Here is a 25,940-nt window from a genome sequence, read left to right as displayed (position 1 = left end):
ATAGTTAATCGCCTATACCATTGTAAATTCAAAAGTTGCCACAACCTACTACGGTTTTTGTTCTCTAACCTTTCCTCTCGTAAAACCTTTCAACGACAAAACCTAATATCGCAAACTCTCTAAAAATCTACTTTACCGCGCAAAGCCTTTGTCTTACCACGTTGGGTCTTTTTATCTACCCGTTTACGTTTGGCATTTCTGCTTGGCTTGGTAGGCCTTCTCGTTTTATTAACGTAAGTGGCTTTGGTTATAAAACTTTGCAAACGCTCAAGCGCATCTATTTTATTGCGCTCTTGCGTTCGAAACTGCTGCGCCTTGATAATTAGTACGCCTTCCTTGGTTATTCGGCTATCTTTGCTATTTAGCAGTCGCTGCTTGTACTCATCGCTCAGACTTGAGTTGTTAATATCAAAACGCAGGTGAATGGCAGAAGATACTTTATTGACATTCTGCCCACCTGCGCCTTGCGCTCGTATGGCACTGATCTCTACCTCATTATCATTGAGGCTAATATTATTATTGATGAAAATCATAGTATGCTTTTATCGAATGTGAATAGATATGGTTCATGATAAAGCATTATATAGTCAATCCTCTATAAATTAGGTACGGTGTCAGTCTCGCTTAGTATACTGCTTGTAATACTTTCACTCGGCTTTCTAGGGCTCGTCCTCATTTTAAGAATGGGGATAAAAATGAGATAAATCGCAGTCAAACAAGGAAAATAGCGCAGATAATATCGAGATATTAGTCAGCTGTTTGACGCCATTTGGCAAGATTTAGCCATTTTTAACCCATTTAGATAACTATCGATTAAATTGAGGACACGCCCTAGTAACCAAATTATATTGAACCGACTGCTTATATTTAACTAACTATGGATTGGTCTGCTACTTTGCCAACAGTTGACGACAACGTTCAATCACTGGAGCATCGACCATCTCTCCATCTACTTTAAATACTGCCTGGCCGCTCCGCTCGTACTCCTCGACCACACGCTGTGCAAATAACAAAGTCTCATTTGTTGGTTGCAATGCTTGTTGGACAACTGCCACTTGTTTGGGATGAATACACAGCATTCCTGACATGCCCATTTGTGACCATAGCTGTACTTGGGCGCTTAGCCCTACTTCATCATTGAAATCAGGATAAATGGTATCAATTGGTGGTGACAATTGGTGCACTTTTGACGTTAGGATTAACTGATAGCGGATTTGGTTGGCGATCATATCAGCGGCAGGCGTTCCTACTTGCACGTGCAAATCATTGCACAAATCTAAAAACCCGTAACTAAACGTGACCAAGCCGACCGCTTTTGCCATACTATCGATTTGATACAATCCTATCGCACTCTCAATCAATGCAATCACGGGTAAATTGGTAAGCTGATATACGCTTTCTATATCATCTATTTGCTCGGCTTTAGCCAATAACACGCCAGTCAAATTAGGCGTTTTCTGACAGAGCACTATGTCTTTAAAAAATTCTTCGCTACCTGCCTTATTAATACGTACCCAAATCGGCTGATAACCTGCACTATCGTGATATTGCTGTAATGCTTCGCGTGCGGATGCTTTATCCTCTGGCGCAACGGCATCCTCTAAATCGACAATAACCGCATCTGCACCACTAGCAAGGGCTTTCGCTACTCTATCAATGCGAGTCGCTGGCACAAACAGCCATGTTTTATTTTGAGAAATCGTTTTTATTTTATTGTTGATAACTGAATTCATGCGTGACTCCATCATATTGTCCAAGTAGCTATTAGCATATTTATTATGCCACTATACAGCTGATGCTCATTTAAAATTAGCAATTTATTTGATAGTGCAAAACCAAGATTACTTAGACATTCTATTAAAAAACCAAATCAAAAAACCGCATGAAAATAAATCTCATGCGGTTCTTGAGTCTAATGCAGTTTTAAACAATTACTTTCTTATCTAACCTATGTCTTATAGATTATCTAATTAAGCCAGCATACCACCATCGACAACGATTGTTGCGCCTGTGGTATAGCTTGAGGCATCCGACACTAGATATAACACCGTACCAGCCATTTCATCAGGCTCAGCCACACGTCCTAGCGGAATCGAGTGTAGTGCCATTTTTAAGACTTTATCGTTGGTAGTCAATGCGGAGGCAAACTTAGTATCCGTCAAACCTGGCAATAGCGCATTAACACGGATGTTAAGTGGGCCACATTCTTTAGCAAAGGCTTTGGTCATGCTAATGACTGCCGCTTTGGTAATTGAGTAGATACCTTGCTTATCGCCTGCTACTAAGCCGTTGACCGATGCGGTATTCAAGATGACGCCGCCGCCCTGATCTTTCATCATTTTGCCAGCGGCCGTCGACATAAAGAAGTAACCACGGATATTAACTTCAACAGTCTTATCAAAGGCGGCTAAATCTGTATCTAAGATATGACCATAGTAAGGGTTGGCTGCAGCGTTATTAACTAAGATATCAATTTGACCAAATTCACTTTTGATATGCTCAAAAATTGCGTCAATTTGCTCCATGTCTCCCACATGACATGCAAAAGCACTGGCCTTATGACCGTCAGCTTTAATGCTATCTGCAACTGCTTGGCAAGCATCAATTTTGCGGCTAGAGACAATCACATGTGCGCCTCTTGATGCCAATAGACGGGCAATAGACTCACCAATACCACGGCTCGCGCCAGTTACTAAAGCAACCTTACCGGTTAAATCAAATAAATCTTTCATCATTATTCCTTATATTTTTATAAATTTTATATTCTCAAACAATCATGCTTGAGCGCTATCACTAGGTTGCTAAACGCAGATAATCGCTGTCATATCTAACAGCGATTATCGAGCACTAATGAACTGAACAAAGAGCGCTCAACGATCACGGTTACGCTAGCATACCACCATCTAAGGTGAAGGCATGACCGTTCATAAAGCTGCTCTCATCGCTGGCTAGCCATGCAATCGCACTAGAGATTTCATTCACATCTCCTAGACGGCGCAGTGGACTGGCCTTAATCGTTGCTTGCTGCGTACGTTCATCCATGGTCGCCATGGTATTGCGTACCATTGGCGTATCAATGAAGCTTGGACATACGGCGTTAAAACGAATATTGGCACGAGCATATTCATGAGCAGCAGATTTGGTCAGACCCATAACGCCATGTTTAGCTGCACTGTAGGCTGAAATCATAGGCGCTGAACGCAGACCTGCAATAGAGGCGACGTTGATCACATGACCACCGCCATTAGGTATCATACAATTGACGGCAGCACGCATACAGTGCCAAACGCCTTTTAAATTCACTGCGATATTGCGATCAAAATCATCATCACTCAGCTCATGCATTGGCGAAGGCTTGTGATCGATACCAGCATTGTTTACCACCACATCTAGGCCGCCAAGCGTTTCTACTGCAAAGTCAAACAACGCACGTACTTCATCACCACTGGTCACGTCTACTTTTTTGAAGACGATACTGTTGCCAGCATCTTGACCTTGTTTAGCAACTGCTTCGCCCATTTCTTCTGCCATATCCCCAATCACGACTTTTGCGCCGCGACTGGCTAGCAATAATGCGCTTGCTGCGCCGATGCCTGAGGCACCGCCAGTGATCAAAATTCGTTTGCCCGTTACATCTGATGCAATTCCGTTTGTATTCAGTGTCATGATCTATCCCTCTACCTTAAGTACTAGTTTGCCGAAGTTTTCACCGTTAAAGAGCATCATCAAAGTATCAGGGAACGTCTCGATACCTTCAACGATATGGTCTTTCACTTTCATATCACCTGACTGAATCCAGCCAGCAATCTCTTTCATGGCGATTGGGTATTCTTTGATATTATCGAACACCACGATGCCTTCCATGCGAGCACGATTGACCAATAGTGATAGATAGTTCGATGGGCCTTTTACTGCTGTGGTGTTGTTATATTGGCTGATAGCCCCGCAAATAACGATACGCGCATGTAGATTAATCTGAGTAAGCACGTCATTTAAGATATCACCGCCTACGTTGTCAAAGTACACATCGACGCCGTCTGGACAGGTTTTCTTTAGTGCTTTTTTCACATCTTCGTTTTTGTAATCAATCGTCGCATCAAACCCAAGCTCATCGACCAAGAACTTGCATTTCTCAGCACCGCCCGCGATACCGACGACGCGGCAGCCTTTAATTTTGGCAATCTGACCGACCAAGCTACCAACCGCCCCAGCAGCGCCAGAGACGACCACGGTCTCACCCGCTTTTGGCTGACCCGTCTTTAGGAGACCGAAATACCCTGTCATCCCCGGCATACCTAGTACACCCAAGTAATAAGACAGCGGCGCTAGGCTCGGATCAACTTTATGCAGACCAGTACCATCGCTGACCGCATATGACTGTACGCCGTCGTGACCTGCGACATAGTCACCTACTGCAAATTTTTCATTTTTACTTTCAATCACTTCACCCACAGTACCGGCGCGCATCACTTCACCAATTTGTACTGGCGCGATATAAGATTTGGCATCGTTCAGCCAACCACGCATCGCCGGATCGATAGAGATGTATTCAACCTTAATCAGTAACTGACCATCGGTAATCGTCGGTATTTCTGTCTCGGTATAATCCCAAGTTTCAGCGCTTGGCTCGCCTACTGGTCTTGCTTTTAGGCGCCATTGTTTATTAATTTTTGTCATGTCTCTTTCCTTAGAGTTGTCCTTAGAACCAGTCCGCTTGCATATCAGTGCAAACTGAGTTGGTGTTGGTTAATAATTCGATGTCGCGTTTAACTAATGGTAGTTCCCAATCGATGAAGTATTTAGCCGCTTGTATCTTGCCTTTATAAAAGTTCTGCTGCTCGACATCTTGCGTCGTATTTAGTAGCTGCTCGGCTTTACTGGCTTGGCGAATCCAAATCCAGCTCAGTACAATTGAGGCAAAAATATTCATTAGTGCTTGAGCATTACCAGTCAATGTCAGCGCTTCTTCTGTCTGCAACACTTTGCCCAAATGCACGAGCACTTCATGCAACTGACCCATATAAGGCATCAGCTTGCCTGCAAGTTGCGCACTCTCAGGCGTAGTGATGCTTTCCAAATCTTGTGTAATTTCACGTTTTAGGATTTGAATGCCTAACCCACCTTTTTGCCATAACTTACGGAATGACAAATCTAGCGCCTGCACACCGTTTGTGCCTTCATGGATAGGATTTAGACGATTGTCACGCCAAAACTGCTCAGCCTGATATTCACGCGTATAGCCTGCGCCGCCCAATACTTGAATACCTAAGTCATTGGCTTTTGGGCCATATTCAGATGGCCATGCTTTTAGCACTGGCGTTAGCAAATCCAACAACTCTGTTAGCTCATTTTTTAGCGTTTCGTCTTCACAAGTATTGATACGGTCAATTAGGTTTGAGCCATATAGACATAATGAGATGCCGCCTTCAGAGTAAGCTTTTTGTGCCAATAGCATGCGCTTTACGTCACCATGCTGAATAATAGCCGTTGCATCATCTTCAGGCTTATTGTTTGGCGCAATGCGACCTTGTGTACGGTCTTTGGCATAATCTAACGAATACTGATAGCCACGATAACCAATCATAGACGCACCAAAACCAACTGCAATACGTGCCTCATTCATCATTTTGAACATATAACGCAGACCAAAGTGCTCTTCGCCGATCAAATAACCATGACAATCACCTTCATCGCCGAAGCTCAATGCTGTAGAAGTCGCACCTCTATAACCAAGCTTATGAATCAGTCCGGTGAGATGTACATCGTTACGCTCGCCAACAGACAAGTCATCGTTCAAGCGATATTTAGGCACGGCAAATAAAGAGATACCTTTAACACCGCCTGGACCACCTGGTACTTTTGCTAATACCAAATGTACAATATTATCAGACAGCTCATGGTCACCTGCTGAGATATAAATTTTGCTGCCTTTGACGCGATACGAGCCATCGTCTTGTTTTACCGCAATGGTTTTGATATCAGCAAGCGACGAACCTGCGTGCGGCTCGGTCAATGCCATGGTGCCGGTGAACTCGCCTGTCAGCATGCGCGGCATAAAGGCGGCTTTGATATCATCGCTAGCAAAATGCGAGATAACGTTGATTGCCGCAGTGGTCAGAAATGGATAGGCAGTCGTTGATGGATTGGCTGCCATAAAGTAGCCTGCCACAGCAGTCATAACCGTCTCAGGCAACTGCATACCGCCGTCTTCAAAACTGTAACGACCGGCGATAAAGCCAGAATCACGGAACGCATCAAAAGCAACTTTTACATCGTTTATCATGCTGACTTTTTTACCATCGAACTGCGGCTCGTTCTTATCTGCAATATGGTTGTGCGGTAAAAATAAATCTGTCGCAATCTTATTTGCCGTCTCTAACACAGCATCAAATGTCTCGCGGCTATGTTCTGAGAACTTTGCGTGCTCAGTGAGTGATTCGGTGCCTAGTACATCATACAATTGGAAAGGTAATTCAAAATCGTTTAGGAGGGTATCTGCGGCCATAGTATTCTCGTTAACTGATTAAATGTGGTTATCAATTGATATTAGTCTAATTTGATACCTGTCCGTATTGTCATTTATGACATAATTATGGTCAAATAAGACATAAACAGAGTATCTAACTGGTTAAAATCAACCAAATAATGGCTATTTTGGCAAGCACAGCAAAGGAAACGAGTGACTTATGCCCTATTTCAAACCTTTTAAAATGATTATTCTTGGCTTCGATGGTGTACTTGGCAGTGTGCTCTCTGGCGCATTGGACTTGTTTTCATTCACAGGGGTCAGCTGGCAGCGCTTTTCAAATGAGTCTGTAGAGCCACGGTTTAATGTGCAAATCGCCAGCTTGGGTGGCGGCGATATTAGGTGCAGCAATCGGTTAATCATGCAAGCCCACTGTGATATCCGAGACGTGACAGAATGTGACTTATTGCTTGTGCCAACCATTGGCGACTCTATTGATAAGGTATTGACGCAAAACAGTGAGCTACTGCCCCACTTAGTACGGCTTGCGAATACCAAGGCCGATATAGCAAGCAATTGTAGCGGAGCATTTTTTTTGGCAAAGGCAGGATTATTAGATCATAAGATAGCCACCACACACTGGGGCTATGCCAATAAGTTTAAGGCAGACTTTCCATTGGTGGACTTACAAGAGAATCAGTTTGTGACTCATTCAAGAAGCGAGTCAACAAACCAGTCAGGCAATATATTTTGTGCAGCTGGCGGCAGCGCCTTTTATGATTTGGGGCTATTATTGATTGAGCGCTACTGCGGACGTGAAATCTCTACACAGGTGGCAAAAACCCAAATTATTGATAGCAAAAGAGGCAGTCAAAATAGCTACACTAATGTGACGTTGCACAAACCGCATTCGGACCATTTGATTAAACAAGTACAAGAATATATCGAAGAAAACTTTCAGCATTCTTTGCAGGTCAGTAGTTTAGCCGCTATGGTAAATATTACCCCGCGCACTTTAAATAGACGTTTCCAGTCCTGCGTGGCGATGCGACCGATTGAATATATTCAGGCTGTTAGAATTGAACAAGCCAAACGCTTACTTGAATTAGGCGATGTATCAATAAAGTCGCTTGCCGATCAAGTAGGTTATGATGATATCTCTTCATTCACGCGTCTATTTAAACGTGCGACAGAGCTAACGCCTAAAGAGTATCAAGATAAGTTTTCACGGTTGGCTATTTAAAAAGGACAGTGCTTAGCGTTTAAGCAGTCTGCCACAAGCCTTTCACTTGGATGGCATCAGCCTTGATGATTGGATAGTTGGTAAATACTAGCTGATACCCACCAACGGTATCGGCGCTAATTTGACAGGCTGCCCCCAGCGGAAAGCTGTATTTTTTACCGATATGACCAAAAGGCATACCACTATATATCGGCAACCCTGTCAGTTCATGTAGTTGGCGAATGACTGTGGCGACATCATAACGTTTGTCATAACTGTCCTCACCTGCACCAGACAATGCCCCGAATACAATCGCTTGCTGACCTTTAAATATGCCTGCGAGATATAAGTCATATAACATGCGCTCAATACGATACGCCTGCTCGCCGACATCTTCTAAGAATACAATACCGCCATCAATACGCGGTAAATACTCACTACCTGCCAGCGCTGACACCACGCTTAGATTACCACCCCAAATCGTACCAGTTATAGTTTTTGGCTCAGCACTGGTCAAAATACTGGGTAAGCTAGAACTGGTTACAGAAGCGTCTGATATATTAATAACCAGATTGGGATTGGTCAGCACTTCAACAAACTGCTGACAGCTGACTTTATCAGGCGCAGTTTTACCAAACTCGCTATAGAGCATTGGCGCGGCAAGCGAGCTCATTGACCCTTTTGCCAATAGCGCGCACTGAATAGCCGTCACATCACTGAATCCTGCGAGTATCGTGCCGCGCTCCTTCATAATGCGTCCTAGCGTCGCCCAATCCACCATAGGCAATATGCGCATGGCACCGTAACCACCGCGCACACCTAGCAGTAGTTTTGGCGCGGCTATTGCCCCAGTGGCAAGGTTTTGAAAATCGCTAGCACGCTGTGAGTCCGTTCCCGCAAAGCGTAAGTACTGACGATTGGTAATAGCAGGATTCTCTACTTTAAACCCAGCACAAGCCACACGATCTAATGCTAACTGATTACGCTCATCACTACCACCGACATTGGAGCTGGCAAAAAGTCGCGTCTCAATCGTAGGCGTGATACAACCTACCTGCGTCAGTGCCTCCTGTGACATTTGTGATGATAAGTGTCCCTCTAACAACGAAGTTGGCAGATCATCTTTAGTCAGTTGCGAGTTATTGCCAGACTCGATAGGACTGGCTGCAAGCGCTTGAGAAATACCTTGGCTCGCTAACACTGCTGTGCCTGCACTCACACCGATTCGACGTAGAAACTGCCGGCGGTTTAGCCCAGATGTTGTTTCAGTTGCACGACTGTTTTTATTATCTGTCCATGCCTGACGCTTAATCCCCATATCTTGCTGCTACCTTATCGCTTTTATTTTTATGACTTGTGTTTTTAGACCTTGTGGCAGCATATTGTAGACGCTTTTCTGACACTAATGGTTGCCTAATCTTTACCGATATTTACTTTTTCGCTACTGAGACACACAATATAGGTCGATTAGATTTGTTACTGTAAATACAAATTCATCGCAAAAAACAAAAGGTAATAATTATGTTTAATAAAAAAACCGATAAAAACAAGTCACTTGACTCTAATCTAGAATATTTGCTAGGCAAAGAAGACAAGCTTAAAGAAAAGTTAGAGGACAGCGGCTATCTTGAGCCGTTTAGTGATGATTTAATGCTATTTATGAGTCTTGTCAAAGACTATTACAAAGGTGACTACCGTAAGATTCCTTTTAAGACAATCTCAGCTGGCGTTATCGGTGCGCTCTATGTGCTAAATCCAATTGACCTCATTCCTGACTCTATTCCGTTTATCGGCCATATCGATGATGCGTTAGTACTTAAATTTTGTTTAAAGCAAGCCAGAAAAGATCTGCAAAAATACAAAGAATGGAAGCAGGAACAATCAGCTACTAAGGATAAGTTAGAATCTAACAATGATACGGATAAGACTGATAACGACAAGACTAGTACTGATGAGAAAGACAGCGACGAGACTGGTACTAATCTGAAGAAAGCCTCGTGAAGATTAATACTTTCAGCTATTAAAAAACTGCACTATCGAAAAAGCCACGATCGCGAATTAATATTTCGGTCGTGGCTTTTGTTATTCACAATTCATTCAATACTGTATTTTAATCAGGCACTTCATAATTAGCTTTTTCTGGGTTAAGACCAAACGAGTAAACGAAGGTCGCAACGAGGCTATTGACAATAATGAAAGGTAAATCAATCGCAGCATGACCAAGTGCATAGCGACCAAGCAGCCAAGAGACGAGCAACATGATAATAAAAAATGCACCCAAATATGCCAAAATTGCAGGGTGTTTTAAATTATAAGGCTGCTCAGGCGTCGGTTGTTTGTCTAATACATACGTCCTTACCGCCCAACCAGCTGCATAAGAGAACCCGCCTAACACCACGTAACTGAAAAAATTCATATCGCTTAACTCTAATGGTATGACTGTTTATAACAAAATACTGTCTATGGAAATGTCATCCACCAACAATAATATTTATAGTCAATACTTATCTAAATACTATTATCAACATTATCGATAACAAGATTGGCATGTGGATTGGCTAAAATATCAGTATTCACCTCATCACACTCCACGCGGTAGATCGTATTCGCACCTCGGTAAATATACGACAAGTACTCACTGTCTAAGAGCGGATCAATATTTGCATAGGCTGGTTTGACGTGCACCAGTACAAGCACTCGATCAGGACGACCAATGACTGCATCAACATTGTCTGGGTCAATAGAGAAGAACTGCGGTATGTCGCTATTGTCTATTATTTCTAACGGCTCTGGAGTATCCCAGACGCGCTTAGCAGTGACGGGTTCTTTCATCTGCATTACCCAAGTGTCGTCTTGCTGGCTGACTTTTATCTGAGCAGGCTCATCTTGACTCACCGTATAACAACCCTCAAAGACAGACAGGTCGGACGCGACTTCGGTATCTGCTTGAGGGCTAGTATCATTACAAGCGCTCAGAAAAATCGCGCTGCTAGTAGTTACACTGAGCATCAAATAGGTCAGTCTCTTATTAAAGAAATTCGAGCGTAAGGACATAATGGGGTTATCCTGCAATCATGCATTAAAAACTTTTATTAAGTGTACTATTATCAAAATGTCACTAGATAGCTGTATAAGAAAAATGCGGTTAGGCATCTTTGTAGCAAAGGCAGCTCTGTCATTAAAAGCCAGTGGCTTTCAGCGAGCTTCGCTATTTTAACAGAAAACTAGGACGTTACTATTATGTTATAAGTTACCGTAAGGGTTTTATGACTTTGTGCGTCACGACTGCCCATATTTATGATAGATTTGCTATACTCACAACGTCATCATCATCGTTCGAATAACGTAAACGAGATGCTCTAGTACTACCCTATGCTTACCACTTATCAGGTCCATATTCTTTTATGTCAGACAACCCTAATTCAATGCCAAACACTCATAAAGACAACGCGATTGATCCATTGGCTGCTAAAACCAATACCACTGTGGCCTATACTGATGGTGCTTGCAAAGGCAATCCTGGCGCTGGCGGCTGGGGCGCACATCTTATATTTAGTGATGGCAGCACGCAAGATTTGTACGGTGGCGACAAAGAAACTACCAATAACCGTATGGAGCTAATGGGCGCGATACAAGCCCTGACTCATGGCCCGAAGGAGCATACTCTTGAGATTTGGACTGACTCCAGTTATGTCCAAAAAGGCATCACTGAATGGATTGAAGGTTGGAAGAAAAAGGGCTGGAAAACTGCCAGTAAAAAGCCAGTCGCTAATCAAGACCTATGGCAACAATTGGATAAACTCTGCCAACAGCGTGATGTTAGCTGGCATTGGGTCAAGGGTCACGCTGGACATGCTGGTAATGAAAAAGCAGACGAGCTGGCAAACTTAGGTGTCACCTCAAACAGCGGCCATTCATCTATAGTCAGTGAAGCAGACACGACTAAAAAAAAAGACCAAATAGTGACTGATATTGATACTAATACTGATACCTTGCAAAAATCGTCTAGCGCTGACTGGCTAAGTTTCGATCCATTGGGTCTAGGTATGATGGACGATGAGTTTGATGAAGATCTCTTAGAACCTGAGCCGCTAAAGGAAGATAGTCAGAGTACAGCTAACACTCTTAAGATGAATGAAAACATTGCTGTAGAATCTAGCAACCATCAAGACAATACATACAACCCGACGAGTACCAAAGCTATGCCAGACATTCAAACGCACCTAGATGATACCGTCGACAATGATATGTTGCCAAGTGTAGAATCTGATGCCCCTAAATTCGATGGGGATACTAGCCGTGCCAACCCATATTTCAAGCCGCTACTACCAAAGCCGATACATCGCCATGAAGCAGATCGTCAGCTTATTATGGATACAGAAACCACAGGGCTTGATGCACTAAAAGGCGATCGTATTATCGAGGTCGGTATTGTGGAGCTAGTCGGACGTAAGTTTACTGGTGAAAAGCTGCACGTTTATATCAATCCGCAGCGCGGTATGGATGATGAAGTCATTCGTATTCATGGTATCTCTGAAGCATTTTTGACCGACAAGCCGACCTTTGATCAAGTGGCTCAGTCTTTGTATGACTTTATGGACGGCGCTGAAATTATCGCTCATAACGCTACTTTTGATATGAACTTCTTAAATATGGAGTTTGCAAAAGTTGGTCTGAATGATTTTGCTAATCGAGTGCAAGTAACCGATTCACTGGCGATGGCCAAGCAGCAATACCCTGGGCAAAAAAACACGCTAGATGCCCTCGTGCGTCGCCTAGATGTTGGTAAGCAGGACCGTACTTTTCACGGGGCATTACTTGACTCAGAGATTTTAGCTGAAGTTTATTTGGCGATGACTGGTGGACAGGTCACGCTTGCCATCGAAGAGGATACAGATACCGATGGCGGACAAACTGCTCATGCAAGTTTCGCCAATTTAGCGAATTTATTGCTGCCATCAACGGCGGATGAAACTGCTGACCAAAGCTGGTATACCGCTTTGGCAGAAGATTATCCTGCACTAAAAGCTAGCATGTAATTGTCGTTCGAATTTTTATTGAACCGACATTTGTATAATTTAGTCTTGATTATTATGATAGAAAGCGTTAAAACATCACTAACCAATATTTTCTAAATCAAATTTACACTATTGCTATCCTCATCAGTACATTATGGAAAAATACTTATGGACCAGTCTGCGCAAATGAAGTTAACCGCCCCAACACTTAGTGTTACTGATTTTAACCTACCATCACTTCATTTATTGCATGATGAGGTTATAGCAACGCTTAAAGATACCGAGATTCATTTGAGTGAGTTCAACGATGATAGTAGTCAGGCACCTTTGCTGTCAGACTCTATCGAAGTATTAAAGCAGCTGTCTTGTATTTTTAAACTGATTTCTTTGGTCGGTGCAGAATCATTGAATGATGCTATTGTTGGTGCTCTACAGAGACTTTATGACAATGGTGATAACAACGATACTGATTTGATCATGGATCTATCAGAAGCCATCATGACCTTAGATCGTTATGTCGAGTTTGTACTATTGACTGAATCAGTAGAGCCTACTCTACTCATACCTGTCATTAACAAGCTTAATGCGCATAGTCAAAAATCTCCTATTACAGCAGACTATTTTTCTGCATTTGGTAGCAGTAGTGTCATCATCGCCAATCCTGAACAAAACTTTGAATCTCTAAGCACACTTAATCTAGACACAGAGCTGCTGACCAACGCGTATCGTAGTGGCCTTGGCATTGCACTACTCAATCAAGATGGCAACATTAACTCCGCGGATCAGCAAAAGCTGGATGCTATGAGTGCAGCTTGTGCATTAATCGCGTCAAATACTGATAGCTTATTCTGGCAAGCGGCGACTGCTGCCGTGACTGATATCGCAGCAGTATTACCATTAAACCTAAGTCAAAAACACACACTTATCTATTTAGAGCAGCAATTTCAAAGCTATTTACCAGTAATGGATACTCGCTTTGCAGATTTAGTGAGCTTTGCCTGTCAACGTGATAACGAGCAAGCGCAGCAATTACGTGAACAGTATGCAAGCAATCATTTAGAAGGTGCGCAGCTAGAACAAATGAAGCGCTTTTTGTTCGGTCCTAACCGCGAACTTACCGATACGTTAAACACAATTATTCAACATCAAATCAATAACATTAAAGAACACGTAGACAGTTATGCACGTGGCGATTCAATTAATCCTATTGACATGCAGACAGCGCAGATTATTAAAGAGTTGACTGAACTGAGTTCGGCATTGCGTTTATTAGGTCTGTCCAACGCAGCCAATAGTCTTAGCGAAGCAGCAGAAGCTGTGAGCCATTGGCAAGCGCCTTCTCCTGAAGATTTCGATCATTTGCTACTAGCGTTAATGCACGCAGAGAACGTCACCATTGCTATGGCAGAGATGCATACACCAGGGGCAATCTATCTGCCACTGAATAACCCGCATATCTCATTGCATCAGCTTAATACGGCCAATGATACCTTGATACAAGAAAGCCGAACTGCTATTGCTAGTGCCGAGCAAGCCATCAATGATTATTTGGCGGAGCCTGTGCGCGACATGCTCAATATCCAAAATATTCCTGGGATGATGCGTCAAGTAGCAGGCGCAGTACGTTTCTTACAGTTGGCCACACCTGCCAGCATGCTGAGTCAGCTAGCCAACTACATTGAAAAGCGTATCGAAGGCGGACGACGTATCGAAGACAGTACATTAGCCTGCATCGCTGATGTTATCATGGCGGTCGATCATCACTTAGATGGTTTTGAGAATAATCGCCCTGTTAGCAAGCAAGCACTTGATGTGGGGCAGCAAAGCTTAAGCCACCTACTTGCTGCTTAACTTTTCTCATTGTTATGTCATGATCATCACCTCTTAACCATGGCATCTCATTTACGTATAGATAGTTCAAGATAATGTATGTACAAGTCAGGCATGTGAAAGCACTACAGTCATTAAGTGAACTAGCCTGGTCATTCGGCTGAACCAGCCTGACAATATATATGGATATCTGGGTATCCGGTTACATAGAATTATTGATATTTTACTCTAAGACAGTCTGTGTCTACGTCGATGCGGACTTACTTTATAATGTTTGGAATTTTATATGGCCCATGCTTTTGTATTAAGTGATGACAGTATCTTATGCCGTCAGATGCCAGATGGTTGGTGGCCTTTGCAAGTTCAGCTATCGCCCGATAGTAATGACTTAAGCGAGCAAGCTTATCAGGTTGGTCACGTAACGCTACACGAGAGCCTAGCACCAAATCATTGGTTAGCAGACGATAGCACTGGCAACCATGCAGATGATACGGTTAATGCCAATATGGCTCATAGCTTTACCGCTCAAGCCACGAGCGCCATGACTTATGACTATGCAGTTGCTCATAACGTGACGCTACCAATTATTGCTGAAAGTAGTGGTAACACTTTTGTTCCTTATCGAAAACTGATGACTCATTTGCCAGTCGCTTTGTCAGATCAGATTAGCCAAGCGATACAGCTATTAAGTTGGCAAGCAGATACGCAGTTTTGTAGTCGCTGTGCTAGTCCTACTGTACATGCCGACCAAGGCGAACGTGCCATGGTTTGTCCAGTATGTCGATTGCGCCAATATCCTCGCGTACAACCGTGCGTCATTACCGCTATTACTCGGCCAAATCCAGTGACGGATGAAATGCAAATCTTATTGGCTCACCATCATCGTCATGGACAGCAAAACCTACCGCCAATGTATGGTTTGATCGCAGGGTTTGTAGAAGTTGGAGAGAGTCTGGAGCATGCCGTAGTACGTGAAGTCGCAGAAGAGGTCAATATCAGCGTATCAGATATCCGCTACGTGAGTAGTCAGCCATGGCCATTTCCCTCTAATTTAATGCTTGGCTTTCGTGCATCGTATGCCAGTGGCGATATTATCTTGCAAGAAGATGAATTAGCACATGCTGATTTCTTCGATCTCTCAAACCTACCCAGAATTCCACCAAAGGGTAGTATCGCTCGTGATTTGATTGATCAAGTGGCTAAAGAACAAAATATAGATTTATAATCAGTCCTTATCTATAAACACCACATTACGCTATAGTATTGTATTTTCAATCTCATCTCTTTAAAATCGCTGCTCCTGTGATAAGCTTTTTACTTTAAACTTTATTTTTTAATAAGTAACACGCTAACCTGAGCAGTAAAACGCTGACAGAGCAGATGCTCTTATAGATACTGTTTTACAAAGACCGCTTTCTCAACCTTTTATCTCTATTTATACTAATACCTATTCTTACGACTGGTATTAAGGTCCTTAATTAAATGCAAAGTAGCACCAATATACGCTTAATCAATCTACCTATCTTATTCGATGCATTACACATTGATACCTTGCCCGCTGACATACAGGAAAAAATTGCACGTGTGGATGCTTGTTTGCCACAGACGCAATGCGGGCTATGTGAGCATCCAGATGGTTGCCTGCCATATGCCGCTGCGATTGTATTAGATGGCGAGCCGTATAATAAATGTGTGCCCGGTGGTCAGCCAGTCACCAATGCGATTGCTCAGACTCTCAATCTAGATACTCCTAACACTACGCTTATGGCAGTGCCTTCACAATGGCCAATAGATGCCACCTCTGAACGTCCGACCGAGGTTCGTGCGGTTATCCGTGAAGATGACTGTATTGGCTGCACCAAATGCATTCCTGCTTGCCCAGTCGATGCTATCGTTGGTACTGGCAAACATATGCATACAATTTTTACAGATTTGTGCACAGGCTGTGAGCTATGTATCGCGCCCTGCCCTGTTGATTGCATTGACTTAGTTACCATTGAGCGGGAAATATCTGAGCCTGAGCGAATAGCAGAGCAAGAGGATTTAAGACAACGCTACCACACTCATTTGAAACGTGTGACAGAACAGCTTGCTGATACGAGCAATAGTAGACCTGTCGTTAGTATGGTAGAGGCTAAGCTCAATAATGCAGCAAGCCAGTCTCTAAACATCAGTGAATCGCAAGCGAAAAACACCATTGCGGCTGCCAAGCTCCGTACCAAAATCAAAAAACTAGAAAAGCAGCTGAGTGTGCGTGCAAACGATAAGAAACAAGCAGAGCTCGAATCTTTACAAGCCGAGCTTGAGTCATTGCAAGTAGCGCTATAACGGTAATAGCTGATTACGCAGTTAGTTCGTTAATAAATTGATACTTTAATCATCAACATGAATGCTAGCGCTAGCATATAATTTGGCACAATCATTCATCAAAATAATAGTCAAAATGCCATGAGTAAAACGGTCAAACATAAAACAGCTGACACGCCGCCCTCTAGACGAATGCCCAATCGTGACGTGCGTCCATTCTTTGAAAAACTGGCAGCGACTATTGATGAACCTGTCACTGAACTCAATTATGACAGTAATTTTGAATTACTTATCGCGGTAATTCTGTCCGCACAAGCGACTGATGTCAGTGTCAATATTGCTACCAAGCAATTGTACCCTGTGGCCAATACACCTGAAGCCATACTGGCACTAGGCGAAGACGGTCTAAAATCCTATATCAAAAACATTGGTTTATATAATGCCAAAGCAAAAAACGTCATCAAAACCTGCCATGATTTGATTGAGAAATTTGATAGCACTGTTCCTGATAACCGCAAAGACTTAGAATCACTGGCAGGTGTCGGCCGGAAAACTGCTAACGTTGTGCTAAATACGGCCTTTGGCCAGCCGACCATGGCCGTTGACACGCATATCTTCCGTGTGGGCAATCGTACTGGGCTTGCCACTGGCAAAACCGTACTAATCGTCGAAAAAAAGCTGGTCGAGCGTATCCCAGAAGACTTCATCGTAGACGCCCATCATTATCTTATCTTACACGGCCGCTATACTTGCCAGGCACGTACACCCAAATGCGGCGCCTGTCCTGTCTATGAAGAATGCATGTTTAAAGATAAAGCTGCATTTTTAGAGTTGTAACGTATTGTTCATTTTAAGCAGATGCTGCTGCTAGCTAATTGCTCAGCTAGATAAACTGCTATCCAGTAACCACCTTTGATTGCAGTGAACTGCTTGTTGAGCATTTCTTATAGTAGAGCAAGTGTTGCTCACTAGAGTTTTATAACGTTTCAAGGTAGAATAACCCTATTTTGCGTTAAGAGATTTTGGCCATTACCCTGCTTCTGATAAGGCAATCTGCACATTAGCGTTGTCTATTAGGGCAAGTACTAACCCAATTCGTTACCGCCAAGACCATATTAGAGCGAGGCAGTATCATTTTATATATTGATTGAATGATAGTCAGCTCACCTTTTGGTCATATTTATTAGCAAAGATTTTAGTCAAAACCGATTTTAAATTGAGAAATACCGATTATCTGCCGCGTAAATGCGTGGTCAAAATTAATTAGAGCAGCACCCAGATATGCTGCTTTTCCTACCCTTATTGATTCAATTAAGCGATCCCATTATGCGTGAATACAACTTATTTACCTCAGAATCTGTGAGCGAAGGCCATCCTGACAAAATGGCTGACCAAATCTCAGATGCTATCCTTGACGCTATCTTACGTGAAGATCTGCACGCACGTGTGGCATGCGAAACCTTAGTAAAAACAGGCGCAGTCATACTTGCAGGTGAAATCACTACAACGGCAAATATCGATTTAGAGCGTCTGGTTCGTGACACTGTAAATGGCATTGGCTATCATCATTCAGATTTAGGCTTTGATGGCGAGACTTGTGCAGTCATCAACATGCTAGGCAAGCAATCTCCTGAAATCGCCCAAGGCGTCGATCGTAGCGACCCTGAAGAGCAAGGTGCAGGCGACCAAGGTTTAATGTTTGGTTATGCCAGTAATGAAACCGAAGTCCTGATGCCAGCGCCTATCGAGTATGCTCATCGTTTGATGGAGCGTCAGTCGGAGCTGCGCCGTGCAGGCGAGTTGCCATGGTTGCGTCCAGATGCCAAAGCGCAGGTGACCTTGAAGTATGACGGCAATCGTCCTGTCGCCATCGATGCTGTTGTATTATCAACACAGCATGATCCAAGCATCTCGCAGTCAGACCTACAAGAAGCGGTGATGGAATCTATCATCAAGCAAGTGCTACCAGCTGACTTATTGCACGCTGGCACACGCTATCATATCAACCCAACTGGTAAGTTCGTGATTGGCGGTCCTGTCGGTGATGCTGGTTTGACTGGTCGTAAAATTATTGTTGATACTTACGGCGGGATGGCACGTCATGGTGGCGGTGCGTTCAGTGGTAAAGATCCTTCAAAAGTCGATCGCAGTGCTGCTTACGCGGTACGTTATGTTGCCAAAAACATCGTAGCAGCAGGTCTTGCTGAGCGCTGTGAAGTACAAGTCAGCTACGCGATTGGTGTCGCTGAGCCTACCTCTATCTCTGTTAATACCTTTGGTACTAGCAAAATCAGCAACGATGAAATCATCCGCTTGATTCGTACGCACTTTGACCTACGTCCTTACGGCATTACCCGTATGTTGAACTTACTACAGCCAATGTATCAGCAGACTGCTACCTTTGGACACTTTGGTCGTCCAGGCTCAGAGACTGCCTTTACGTGGGAAAAAACAGACAAAGCTGATATCTTAAAAGCAGACGCTGGTTTATAAGAGTCACTACTTTAAAACGTTTACCAACCATTTTTATATACTAAAAACTACTGACACTTATTATTAGGAGTTGCTTATGTCTCAAGACAATATTCAAGACCAAAACGCTGATGCTAACATCGAAATCACCCCTGAAATGCAGGCATTCTATCAACGTGCTGACGCTATCATCGGTATCGCCAACAGCCAGCTAGGTCCTGAAGCACATTCAGGTCAAGTAGGTGCTTCTTTATTGTATGCTGCAGCACGCTATAGCGCATCAGTTGCCTCTATCGGCTTCGTCAAAGGCGATGATTTCGCCAAAGAAAAAGACGATATCGTCGAGTTTTATGTCAAACAGTATCGCCAAATGCTGAGCGACAATTTGACTGATTATGCTCAAAACTTTGACAAGTACGTGCAGCTAAACCAAGATGACAAACCAGCTGAATAAGCGAATTTCGTCAGTCTAGATGTCTTTGATTTAGATATACTGTCATAAAATCAGTATTTGATGGCAGAAAACAAAACCCCAAACTCAATTGAGCTTGGGGTTTTTTGTATGGTGTTTAAGTAGATAGCTACTGACAAATGAGCTACCATAAATGACTAAGTATTTATAATTAGTAAGCAAATCAATCATCGATAACAGGACGCTATCGAATATTATGAATAAGGACATTTCTTATGAAACAAACTATATCTACTCGTCGATTTTCCACAATTAATCAATCTTCGTTCAAACCATCATTACTGATACTGACTTTAGCCTTAGTTTTAACTGGCTGTAGCTCTATGTCTGATATCGGTACGTCTGGTCACATACCTACCCCATCCAGTCCTGATCTCAGTCAACAATTTGAAGGTAATCTTACTCAATGCCCACCCGCTAACCCTGCCAATAATATCTGTACGGCACAATATGAACCCGTCTGTGTAAAAACGAAAGTTGGATCAATTGTTAGCTACCGAAAGGCTAGCAATGCTTGCTCAGCCTGTAATATTCCTGAAGCCATTGGTTATACAAAAGGCGAATGCAATTAATCTATAAAGCGGTTATATCGAAAGCTGCTGTATTGGAAGACTTTCTATTAAAAATATTGAACATCCATAAAAATACCCAGCTTATGACAAGCTGGGTATTTTTGTATCTAAGAAATAAACTCTAAAGCTTAAGCATCTTTCTCAAGTGCTGGTGGGCCTTTTAGCAACTCTTCATCACGGAACTCATTGGCCGAGTTATGCTCTGCTGACTCTTCTGTGGTGAACCATTGCTGATTACGATACAGTATCAAACGATCTCGACTGAGACCACGCAATAGAGAATACATCATCACGACGATCACAATAGCAAAAGGAAATCCTGAGACAATCGATGCCGCTTGTAGTGCACTCAAACCACCTGCTGCCAATAATACAGCGGCAATAACACCTTCAGAACCTGCCCAAAATAAGCGCTGTATCTTTGGCGGATTGGTATCACCACCTGATGTCAGCATATCGATAACAAAACTGGCTGAATCCGATGAGGTAACAAACCATAGGACAATCATCACCACGATGAGCAAGTTGACCGCACCCGTTAATGGATAAGACTCCATCAATTTAAAGATAGCACTACCTGTATCGGCTTTGACCGCCTCGATCAGACCTGGACTAACTATGTTAGGGTCTGCTGCTGCCACCAACTCCATATTTACCGCAGAACCACCAAAAGCAGTAAACCACAGGAACAATATCGTGATAGGAATTAATAATACGCCTAATATAAACTCACGGATGGTACGGCCACGAGAGATACGTGCAACGAATACCCCAACGAATGGTGACCAGCTAATCCACCATGCCCAATAGAAAATCGTCCAAGAGGCTTGCCAGTTTTCTTCGCCTCTATAAGACTCTGTCCACAAACCTAATGGCACGATTTGATGCAAATAATTACCGATGTTTTCTACGAAGCTATTAAAAATAAACTGCGTAGGCCCAAAGATAATCACAAAACTTAGCAATATCACAGTGAACAATATATTGGTATCACTTAGACGCTTGATGCCTTTATCCAATCCCATAAACAGAGATAACCCTGCTAGCATGGTGATAAGGCCAATCAAAATAATCTGCACCGTAATATTATTGGGTATACCAAATAACGTCTCAAGGCCTGAGTTAATCTGCAATACGCCAAGACCTAACGTGGTCACTACCCCAAACATCGTACCAAATACGGCGAGCGTATCTACCGTATGTCCCCAACCGCCGTAGATTTTTTTACCCAATATTGGGTAAAGTGTCGAACGGATAGCCAGTGGCAAACCTACTCGATAATGAAAATATGCGAGCGATAGCGCAACCATGCCATATAGCGCCCATACATGTAGACCATAATGTAGGAATGAGATATTCATCGCTTGCTTGGCAGCGGCGACTGTCTCCGCCTCGCCTAATGGTGGTGCCATGAAGTGATACAACGGCTCAGCGGTGCCCCAATAAAGCAGCCCAATACCGATACCTGCTGAAAACAACATGCCGATCCAAGAAACCATATTGTACTCTGGTCTCTCATTCTGATGACCGAGTCTGATATCGCCATAGCGGCTAAATATCATATATATACTCATGACCAATGTTAAATTGACCACGACAATAAAGAACCAACCGAAGCGTAAAGAGACAAATGCTTTTGCTTGGTTAAATACTACTTCTGCTTGTTCATTGAATAAAGCGCCAAAAATAATGAACGCCAGTATCAAGATTGCTGAAGTCAAAAATACAGGTTTACTTACCCGCGGAAAAGGGCCTAATCGGCCAACTTTTACATGATCCATAGGTATATCCCCAAAAAAGTGCGTAACCATACCAAGGTATGAACGAATTATCAAATATAACACCTTGTAAATACTGCCGAATGTATAGAAATAGTAGTAACATTTCGGTAATAATTTTCAACGATCCGAATCCATCCTGAATAAATTTAAGTATCTTCTCCCAATAAAGAAGCCCCAACTTAAAAATAAATTGGGGCTTCTATTAAAAGCTTAAATAGTTTTTTTTACTTTTAATCACCTTTTACAATCTTAGGTGGTCCTTTGAGTAGATGCTCATCAGCAAATTCATCTGCCGAGTTGTGATCTGCTGACTCTTCAGTAATATAGTGCTGCTGCGCTCTATATAGTATCAATCGATCGCGACTCAAACCACGCAGTAGCGCATACATCATGGCAAATATAACCAAAGCAAATGGCAGTCCTGCTACGATAGCGGCTGCTTGTAACGCACTCAATCCACCAGCAGCCAACAAAACAGCAGCAATGACGCCTTCAGTGCTTGCCCAAAATAAACGTTGAATCTTTGGCGGATTGGTATCACCACCTGCGGTCAGCATATCGATAACAAAACTTGCTGAATCTGATGAGGTCACAAACCACAATACAATCATAATTACAATCATAAATGTGATGGGTTGCGCCAATGGATAGTACTCAACCAATTTAAAAATGGCACTACCAAAATCTGTTTGTACCGCCTCGACCAGTCCAGGACTAACCAACGCCGGATCAATAGCAGCGAGCAGCTCCATATGAATAGCAACGCCGCCGAAAGTTGAAAACCAAAAGAACAATATAGTCATGGGGATAAGTAATACCCCAAGTACAAACTCTCTAACCGTACGACCACGGCTGATACGAGCAATAAACACGCCGACAAATGGTGCCCAACTTACCCACCATGCCCAATAAAATATCGTCCATGCTGACTGCCAGTTTGCCTCACCTTCATAAGACTCTCCCCACAGACCTAATGGCACAACCACTGAAAGATAGTTGCCAATATTTTCTAGGAAGCTATCAAAAATGAAAAGCGTCGGCCCTAAGACGACCATAAAACCAAGTAGAATAGCCGTTAGACCAATGTTCACATCGCTTAGACGCTTGATACCCTTATCCAAGCCCATCATGACAGAACATGCGGCTAAAGCAGTAACAAAAGCAATCAGAGCGATTTGGATTGTAAGGTTATTAGGAATACCAAATAATTTCTCAAGTCCTGAGTTAATTTGCATCACTCCAAGACCGAGTGACGTCACCACACCAAACATCGTACCGAATACGGCTAAGATATCAACGGCATGACCCCACGATCCATATATCTTTTTACCCAATATGGGATAAAGGGTTGAGCGAATCGATAGTGGTAAGCCACGGCGAAAATGGAAATAGGCTAAAGATAGCGCTACAATCGCGTACAATGCCCAAGCATGTAAGCCCCAATGTAAGAAGGTAATATTCATCGCCTGCTTGGCGGCTTCTATCGTTTCCTTTTCACCAAGTGGTGGTGCCATAAAGTGATATAAGGGCTCTGCTGTACCCCAGTAGACAAGTCCAATACCGATACCAGCAGAGAACAGCATACCGATCCACGAAAATAGACTGTACTGTGGTGTCTCAGTTTGAGCACCAAGGCGAATATCGCCATAACGGCTCATAGACAAATAAACACAAAGTCCTAAGGCCACATTAACGAGAATAATGAAAAACCAACCAAATTTATCGGTAATAAAGCCTTGTAAAAAACTGAACAACGTACCGGCAGATTCAGTAAAAAAAACACCAAGAACAATAAATGTAATAATAAGTAATGCTGAAGTTAAAAAAACAGGTTTACTTACCCGCGGGAAAGGGCCTAACCTGCCAACTTTTACATGATCCATAGGTATATCCCTAAAAAAGAGCGTAACCATACCAAGGTATGAACGAATCACTAAATATAACACCATGTAAATACTGCCGAATGTATAGAAATCGTAGTAACATTGCAGCAATAATATTTCGACAAACTGAATTTGTTCGGAATAAATTTAAATATCTTTACCCAATAAAGAAGCCCCAATTTAAAAGTAAATTGGGGCTTCTTCTATCAAAAGATTAAGTAGCTGTATTAATGCTATCTACTTCTTAGTCACCTTTAACAATCTTAGGCGGCCCTTTTAGCAGATGCTCATCGACGAACTCATTCGCTGAGTTATGGTCTGCTGATTCATCCGTAATAAAGCCTTGCTGCGCTCTGTATAGAATCAGACGATCACGACTCAAACCACGCAGTAGCGCATACATCATCACAAAGACCACTAAGGCAAATGGTAGTCCTGCTACGATCGCTGCCGCCTGTAGAGCAGACAGTCCACCAGCCGCTAGTAAGATAGCAGCGATAACGCCTTCTGTCGTTGCCCAAAATAAGCGCTGGATTTTCGGTGGGTTGGTATCGCCACCAGCAGTCAACATATCGATGACAAAGCTAGCAGAATCTGACGAGGTCACAAACCATAGCATAATCATAACGACAATCAGTAGCGTAATTGGTTTTGCCAATGGATAGTATTCAACCAGTTTAAAGATGGCACTACCAGAATCCGCTTGTACTGCTTCTACCAATCCTGGGCTAACACCTGACACAGCAGAAGCAAGCTCCATATGAACAGCAACGCCGCCAAAGGTGGTAAACCAGAAGAACAAAATCAGCATTGGAATCAGTAGTACACCAAGCGTAAATTCGCGGATAGTACGGCCACGAGAGATACGGGCAATAAAGATACCAACGAATGGTGCCCAACTAACCCACCATGCCCAATAAAATATCGTCCAGCTACTTTGCCAATCTGTACCGCTATAAGACTCACCCCATGTACCTAGAGGTACAATCACAGTCAGATAGTTGCCGATGTTTTCGATAAAGCTATCAAAGATAAATAGCGTTGGTCCTAAGATGACCATAAACGCTAATAAGACGATAGTGAAACCAATATTGATATCACTTAAGCGCTTAATACCTTTATCCAAACCCATCAAGACTGAAGCTGCCGCTAGCGCTGTGATGAAAGCGATCAAGCCAAACTGTACGGTAAGACTGTTAGGCGTACCAAACAGCTTTTCGAGTCCAGAGTTGATCTGCATAACTCCAAGTCCGAGCGAGGTAACCACACCAAACATCGTACCAAACACAGCCAAGATATCGACCGTGTGTCCCCAACGACCATAGATCTTTTTACCAAGTAAGGGATACAAAGTAGATCGAATCGATAATGGCAGGCCGCGACGGAAATGGAAGTACGCTAAAGACAGCGCTACAATCGTATAAATCGCCCAAGCATGTAGACCCCAATGCATAAATGAGATATTCATTGCTTGCTTGGCGGCTTCTACTGTCTCGGCATCGCCCATTGGTGGTGCCATAAAGTGATACAGCGGCTCTGCTGTACCCCAATAAACCAGACCAATACCAATACCTGCAGAGAATAGCATGCCAATCCAAGAGAACAGATTATACTGCGGTCGCTCTGTTTGGTTACCTAGTCGAATGTCACCATAGCGACTCATTGCCAAATAAATACAAAGCGCGAGCGCGGTATTAACTAGAATAATGAATAGCCAACCAAACTTATCGGTAATAAAATTTTGTAAAAAACTAAAAACAGCCCCTGCTGTTTCGGTGAAAAACGCACCGAAAATAATAAAGCCAACAATCAGCAGTGACGATGTAATAAACACAGGTTTACTTACCCGCGGAAAAGGTCCTAATCTGCCTACTTTTACTTCTTCCATGTGCAAGTCTCAAATTTCAAGGAACGTTA

The 25,940-nt window shown here is 43.0% G+C and carries 22 protein-coding genes; 10 read left to right on the top strand and 12 right to left on the bottom strand.

Annotated features, from left to right (window positions below; translation table 11 throughout):
• Positions 1-119: 119 nt before the first annotated feature.
• The 6 genes from arfB to B2863_RS14395 form a co-directional block, all read right to left on the bottom strand.
• Complete coding sequence (gene arfB / locus B2863_RS14420) at positions 120-533, bottom strand: alternative ribosome rescue aminoacyl-tRNA hydrolase ArfB (protein WP_102091188.1); 414 nt, start codon at positions 531-533, stop codon at positions 120-122.
• Between the two features lie 357 nt (positions 534-890).
• Entirely contained in the window at positions 891-1,733 is an 843-nt protein-coding gene (locus tag B2863_RS14415; protein WP_296211756.1) for an HpcH/HpaI aldolase/citrate lyase family protein, read from the bottom strand.
• Positions 1,734-1,970: 237 nt separating this feature from the next.
• A complete protein-coding gene (locus B2863_RS14410) occupies positions 1,971-2,735 on the bottom strand; it encodes an SDR family oxidoreductase (protein WP_205963284.1) in 765 nt (254 codons plus the stop codon).
• A 148-nt stretch (positions 2,736-2,883) separates the two neighbouring features.
• A complete protein-coding gene (locus B2863_RS14405; protein WP_296211755.1) occupies positions 2,884-3,666 on the bottom strand; it encodes an SDR family NAD(P)-dependent oxidoreductase in 783 nt (260 codons plus the stop codon).
• A 3-nt stretch (positions 3,667-3,669) separates the two neighbouring features.
• A complete protein-coding gene (locus B2863_RS14400; protein WP_296211754.1) occupies positions 3,670-4,677 on the bottom strand; it encodes an NADP-dependent oxidoreductase in 1,008 nt (335 codons plus the stop codon).
• 22 nt (positions 4,678-4,699) lie between these two features.
• Entirely contained in the window at positions 4,700-6,505 is a 1,806-nt protein-coding gene (locus B2863_RS14395; protein ID WP_296211753.1) for an acyl-CoA dehydrogenase, read from the bottom strand.
• 181 nt (positions 6,506-6,686) lie between these two features.
• Here B2863_RS14395 and B2863_RS14390 point away from each other — a divergent pair, with 181 nt between their 5' ends.
• The gene (locus B2863_RS14390; protein ID WP_114700239.1) at positions 6,687-7,709 is read left to right on the top strand and encodes a GlxA family transcriptional regulator; all 1,023 of its coding nucleotides are present in this window, start codon (positions 6,687-6,689) and stop codon (positions 7,707-7,709) included.
• A gap of 19 nt (positions 7,710-7,728) precedes the next feature.
• On the opposite strand, the gene B2863_RS14385 is transcribed toward B2863_RS14390, so the two are convergent.
• A complete protein-coding gene (locus tag B2863_RS14385) occupies positions 7,729-9,006 on the bottom strand; it encodes an LD-carboxypeptidase (RefSeq protein ID WP_296211750.1) in 1,278 nt (425 codons plus the stop codon).
• A gap of 203 nt (positions 9,007-9,209) precedes the next feature.
• Between B2863_RS14385 and B2863_RS14380 the strand changes: the two genes are divergently transcribed.
• Complete coding sequence (locus B2863_RS14380; protein WP_165597862.1) at positions 9,210-9,689, top strand: YkvA family protein; 480 nt, start codon at positions 9,210-9,212, stop codon at positions 9,687-9,689.
• Positions 9,690-9,798: 109 nt separating this feature from the next.
• Here B2863_RS14380 and B2863_RS14375 read toward each other — a convergent pair whose 3' ends face one another.
• Together B2863_RS14375 and B2863_RS14370 are read right to left on the bottom strand one after the other, a co-directional pair.
• Positions 9,799-10,104: a hypothetical protein gene (locus B2863_RS14375; protein WP_296211746.1), complete on the bottom strand. Its 306-nt coding sequence runs from the start codon at positions 10,102-10,104 to the stop codon at positions 9,799-9,801.
• Between the two features lie 92 nt (positions 10,105-10,196).
• Positions 10,197-10,742 carry a hypothetical protein gene (locus tag B2863_RS14370; RefSeq protein WP_296211744.1) on the bottom strand — a complete coding sequence of 182 codons (546 nt, stop codon included), beginning with the start codon at positions 10,740-10,742 and terminating at the stop codon, positions 10,197-10,199.
• Positions 10,743-11,092: 350 nt separating this feature from the next.
• Here B2863_RS14370 and dnaQ point away from each other — a divergent pair, with 350 nt between their 5' ends.
• From dnaQ to B2863_RS14330, 8 genes are all read left to right on the top strand, one after another.
• On the top strand, positions 11,093-12,727 hold the full coding sequence (gene dnaQ / locus B2863_RS14365) for a DNA polymerase III subunit epsilon (RefSeq protein ID WP_296211742.1): 1,635 nt from the start codon (positions 11,093-11,095) through the stop codon (positions 12,725-12,727).
• A gap of 147 nt (positions 12,728-12,874) precedes the next feature.
• Complete coding sequence (locus tag B2863_RS14360) at positions 12,875-14,557, top strand: hypothetical protein (protein WP_296211741.1); 1,683 nt, start codon at positions 12,875-12,877, stop codon at positions 14,555-14,557.
• A 265-nt stretch (positions 14,558-14,822) separates the two neighbouring features.
• Entirely contained in the window at positions 14,823-15,761 is a 939-nt protein-coding gene (nudC, locus tag B2863_RS14355; protein ID WP_296211739.1) for an NAD(+) diphosphatase, read from the top strand.
• Positions 15,762-16,018: 257 nt separating this feature from the next.
• Entirely contained in the window at positions 16,019-16,864 is an 846-nt protein-coding gene (locus B2863_RS14350) for an RnfABCDGE type electron transport complex subunit B (protein WP_296211737.1), read from the top strand.
• A 120-nt stretch (positions 16,865-16,984) separates the two neighbouring features.
• On the top strand, positions 16,985-17,680 hold the full coding sequence (nth, locus tag B2863_RS14345; protein WP_296211735.1) for an endonuclease III: 696 nt from the start codon (positions 16,985-16,987) through the stop codon (positions 17,678-17,680).
• A 489-nt stretch (positions 17,681-18,169) separates the two neighbouring features.
• A complete protein-coding gene (gene metK / locus B2863_RS14340) occupies positions 18,170-19,336 on the top strand; it encodes a methionine adenosyltransferase (RefSeq protein ID WP_057760687.1) in 1,167 nt (388 codons plus the stop codon).
• Between the two features lie 76 nt (positions 19,337-19,412).
• On the top strand, positions 19,413-19,769 hold the full coding sequence (locus tag B2863_RS14335) for a DUF3144 domain-containing protein (RefSeq protein ID WP_102078350.1): 357 nt from the start codon (positions 19,413-19,415) through the stop codon (positions 19,767-19,769).
• Positions 19,770-20,002: 233 nt separating this feature from the next.
• Complete coding sequence (locus B2863_RS14330; protein ID WP_296211734.1) at positions 20,003-20,359, top strand: hypothetical protein; 357 nt, start codon at positions 20,003-20,005, stop codon at positions 20,357-20,359.
• A 128-nt stretch (positions 20,360-20,487) separates the two neighbouring features.
• Here the strand turns inward: B2863_RS14330 and B2863_RS14325 are convergent, their stop codons facing one another.
• The 3 genes from B2863_RS14325 to B2863_RS14315 all read right to left on the bottom strand — a co-directional run bounded on the left by B2863_RS14325 (position 20,488) and on the right by B2863_RS14315 (position 25,911).
• Positions 20,488-22,140 carry a BCCT family transporter gene (locus B2863_RS14325; protein ID WP_057760694.1) on the bottom strand — a complete coding sequence of 551 codons (1,653 nt, stop codon included), beginning with the start codon at positions 22,138-22,140 and terminating at the stop codon, positions 20,488-20,490.
• Between the two features lie 230 nt (positions 22,141-22,370).
• Complete coding sequence (locus B2863_RS14320) at positions 22,371-24,023, bottom strand: BCCT family transporter (RefSeq protein WP_296211732.1); 1,653 nt, start codon at positions 24,021-24,023, stop codon at positions 22,371-22,373.
• Positions 24,024-24,267: 244 nt separating this feature from the next.
• Complete coding sequence (locus B2863_RS14315) at positions 24,268-25,911, bottom strand: BCCT family transporter (RefSeq protein ID WP_191113839.1); 1,644 nt, start codon at positions 25,909-25,911, stop codon at positions 24,268-24,270.
• Between the last annotated feature and the right edge of the window lie 29 nt (positions 25,912-25,940).

It is taken from the genome of Psychrobacter sp. UBA3480, assembly GCF_002377945.1.
Lineage (GTDB): Bacteria > Pseudomonadota > Gammaproteobacteria > Pseudomonadales > Moraxellaceae > Psychrobacter.
Note: the sequence above shows the minus strand (reverse complement) of the source record. Positions and strands in the feature narration are given on the sequence as shown.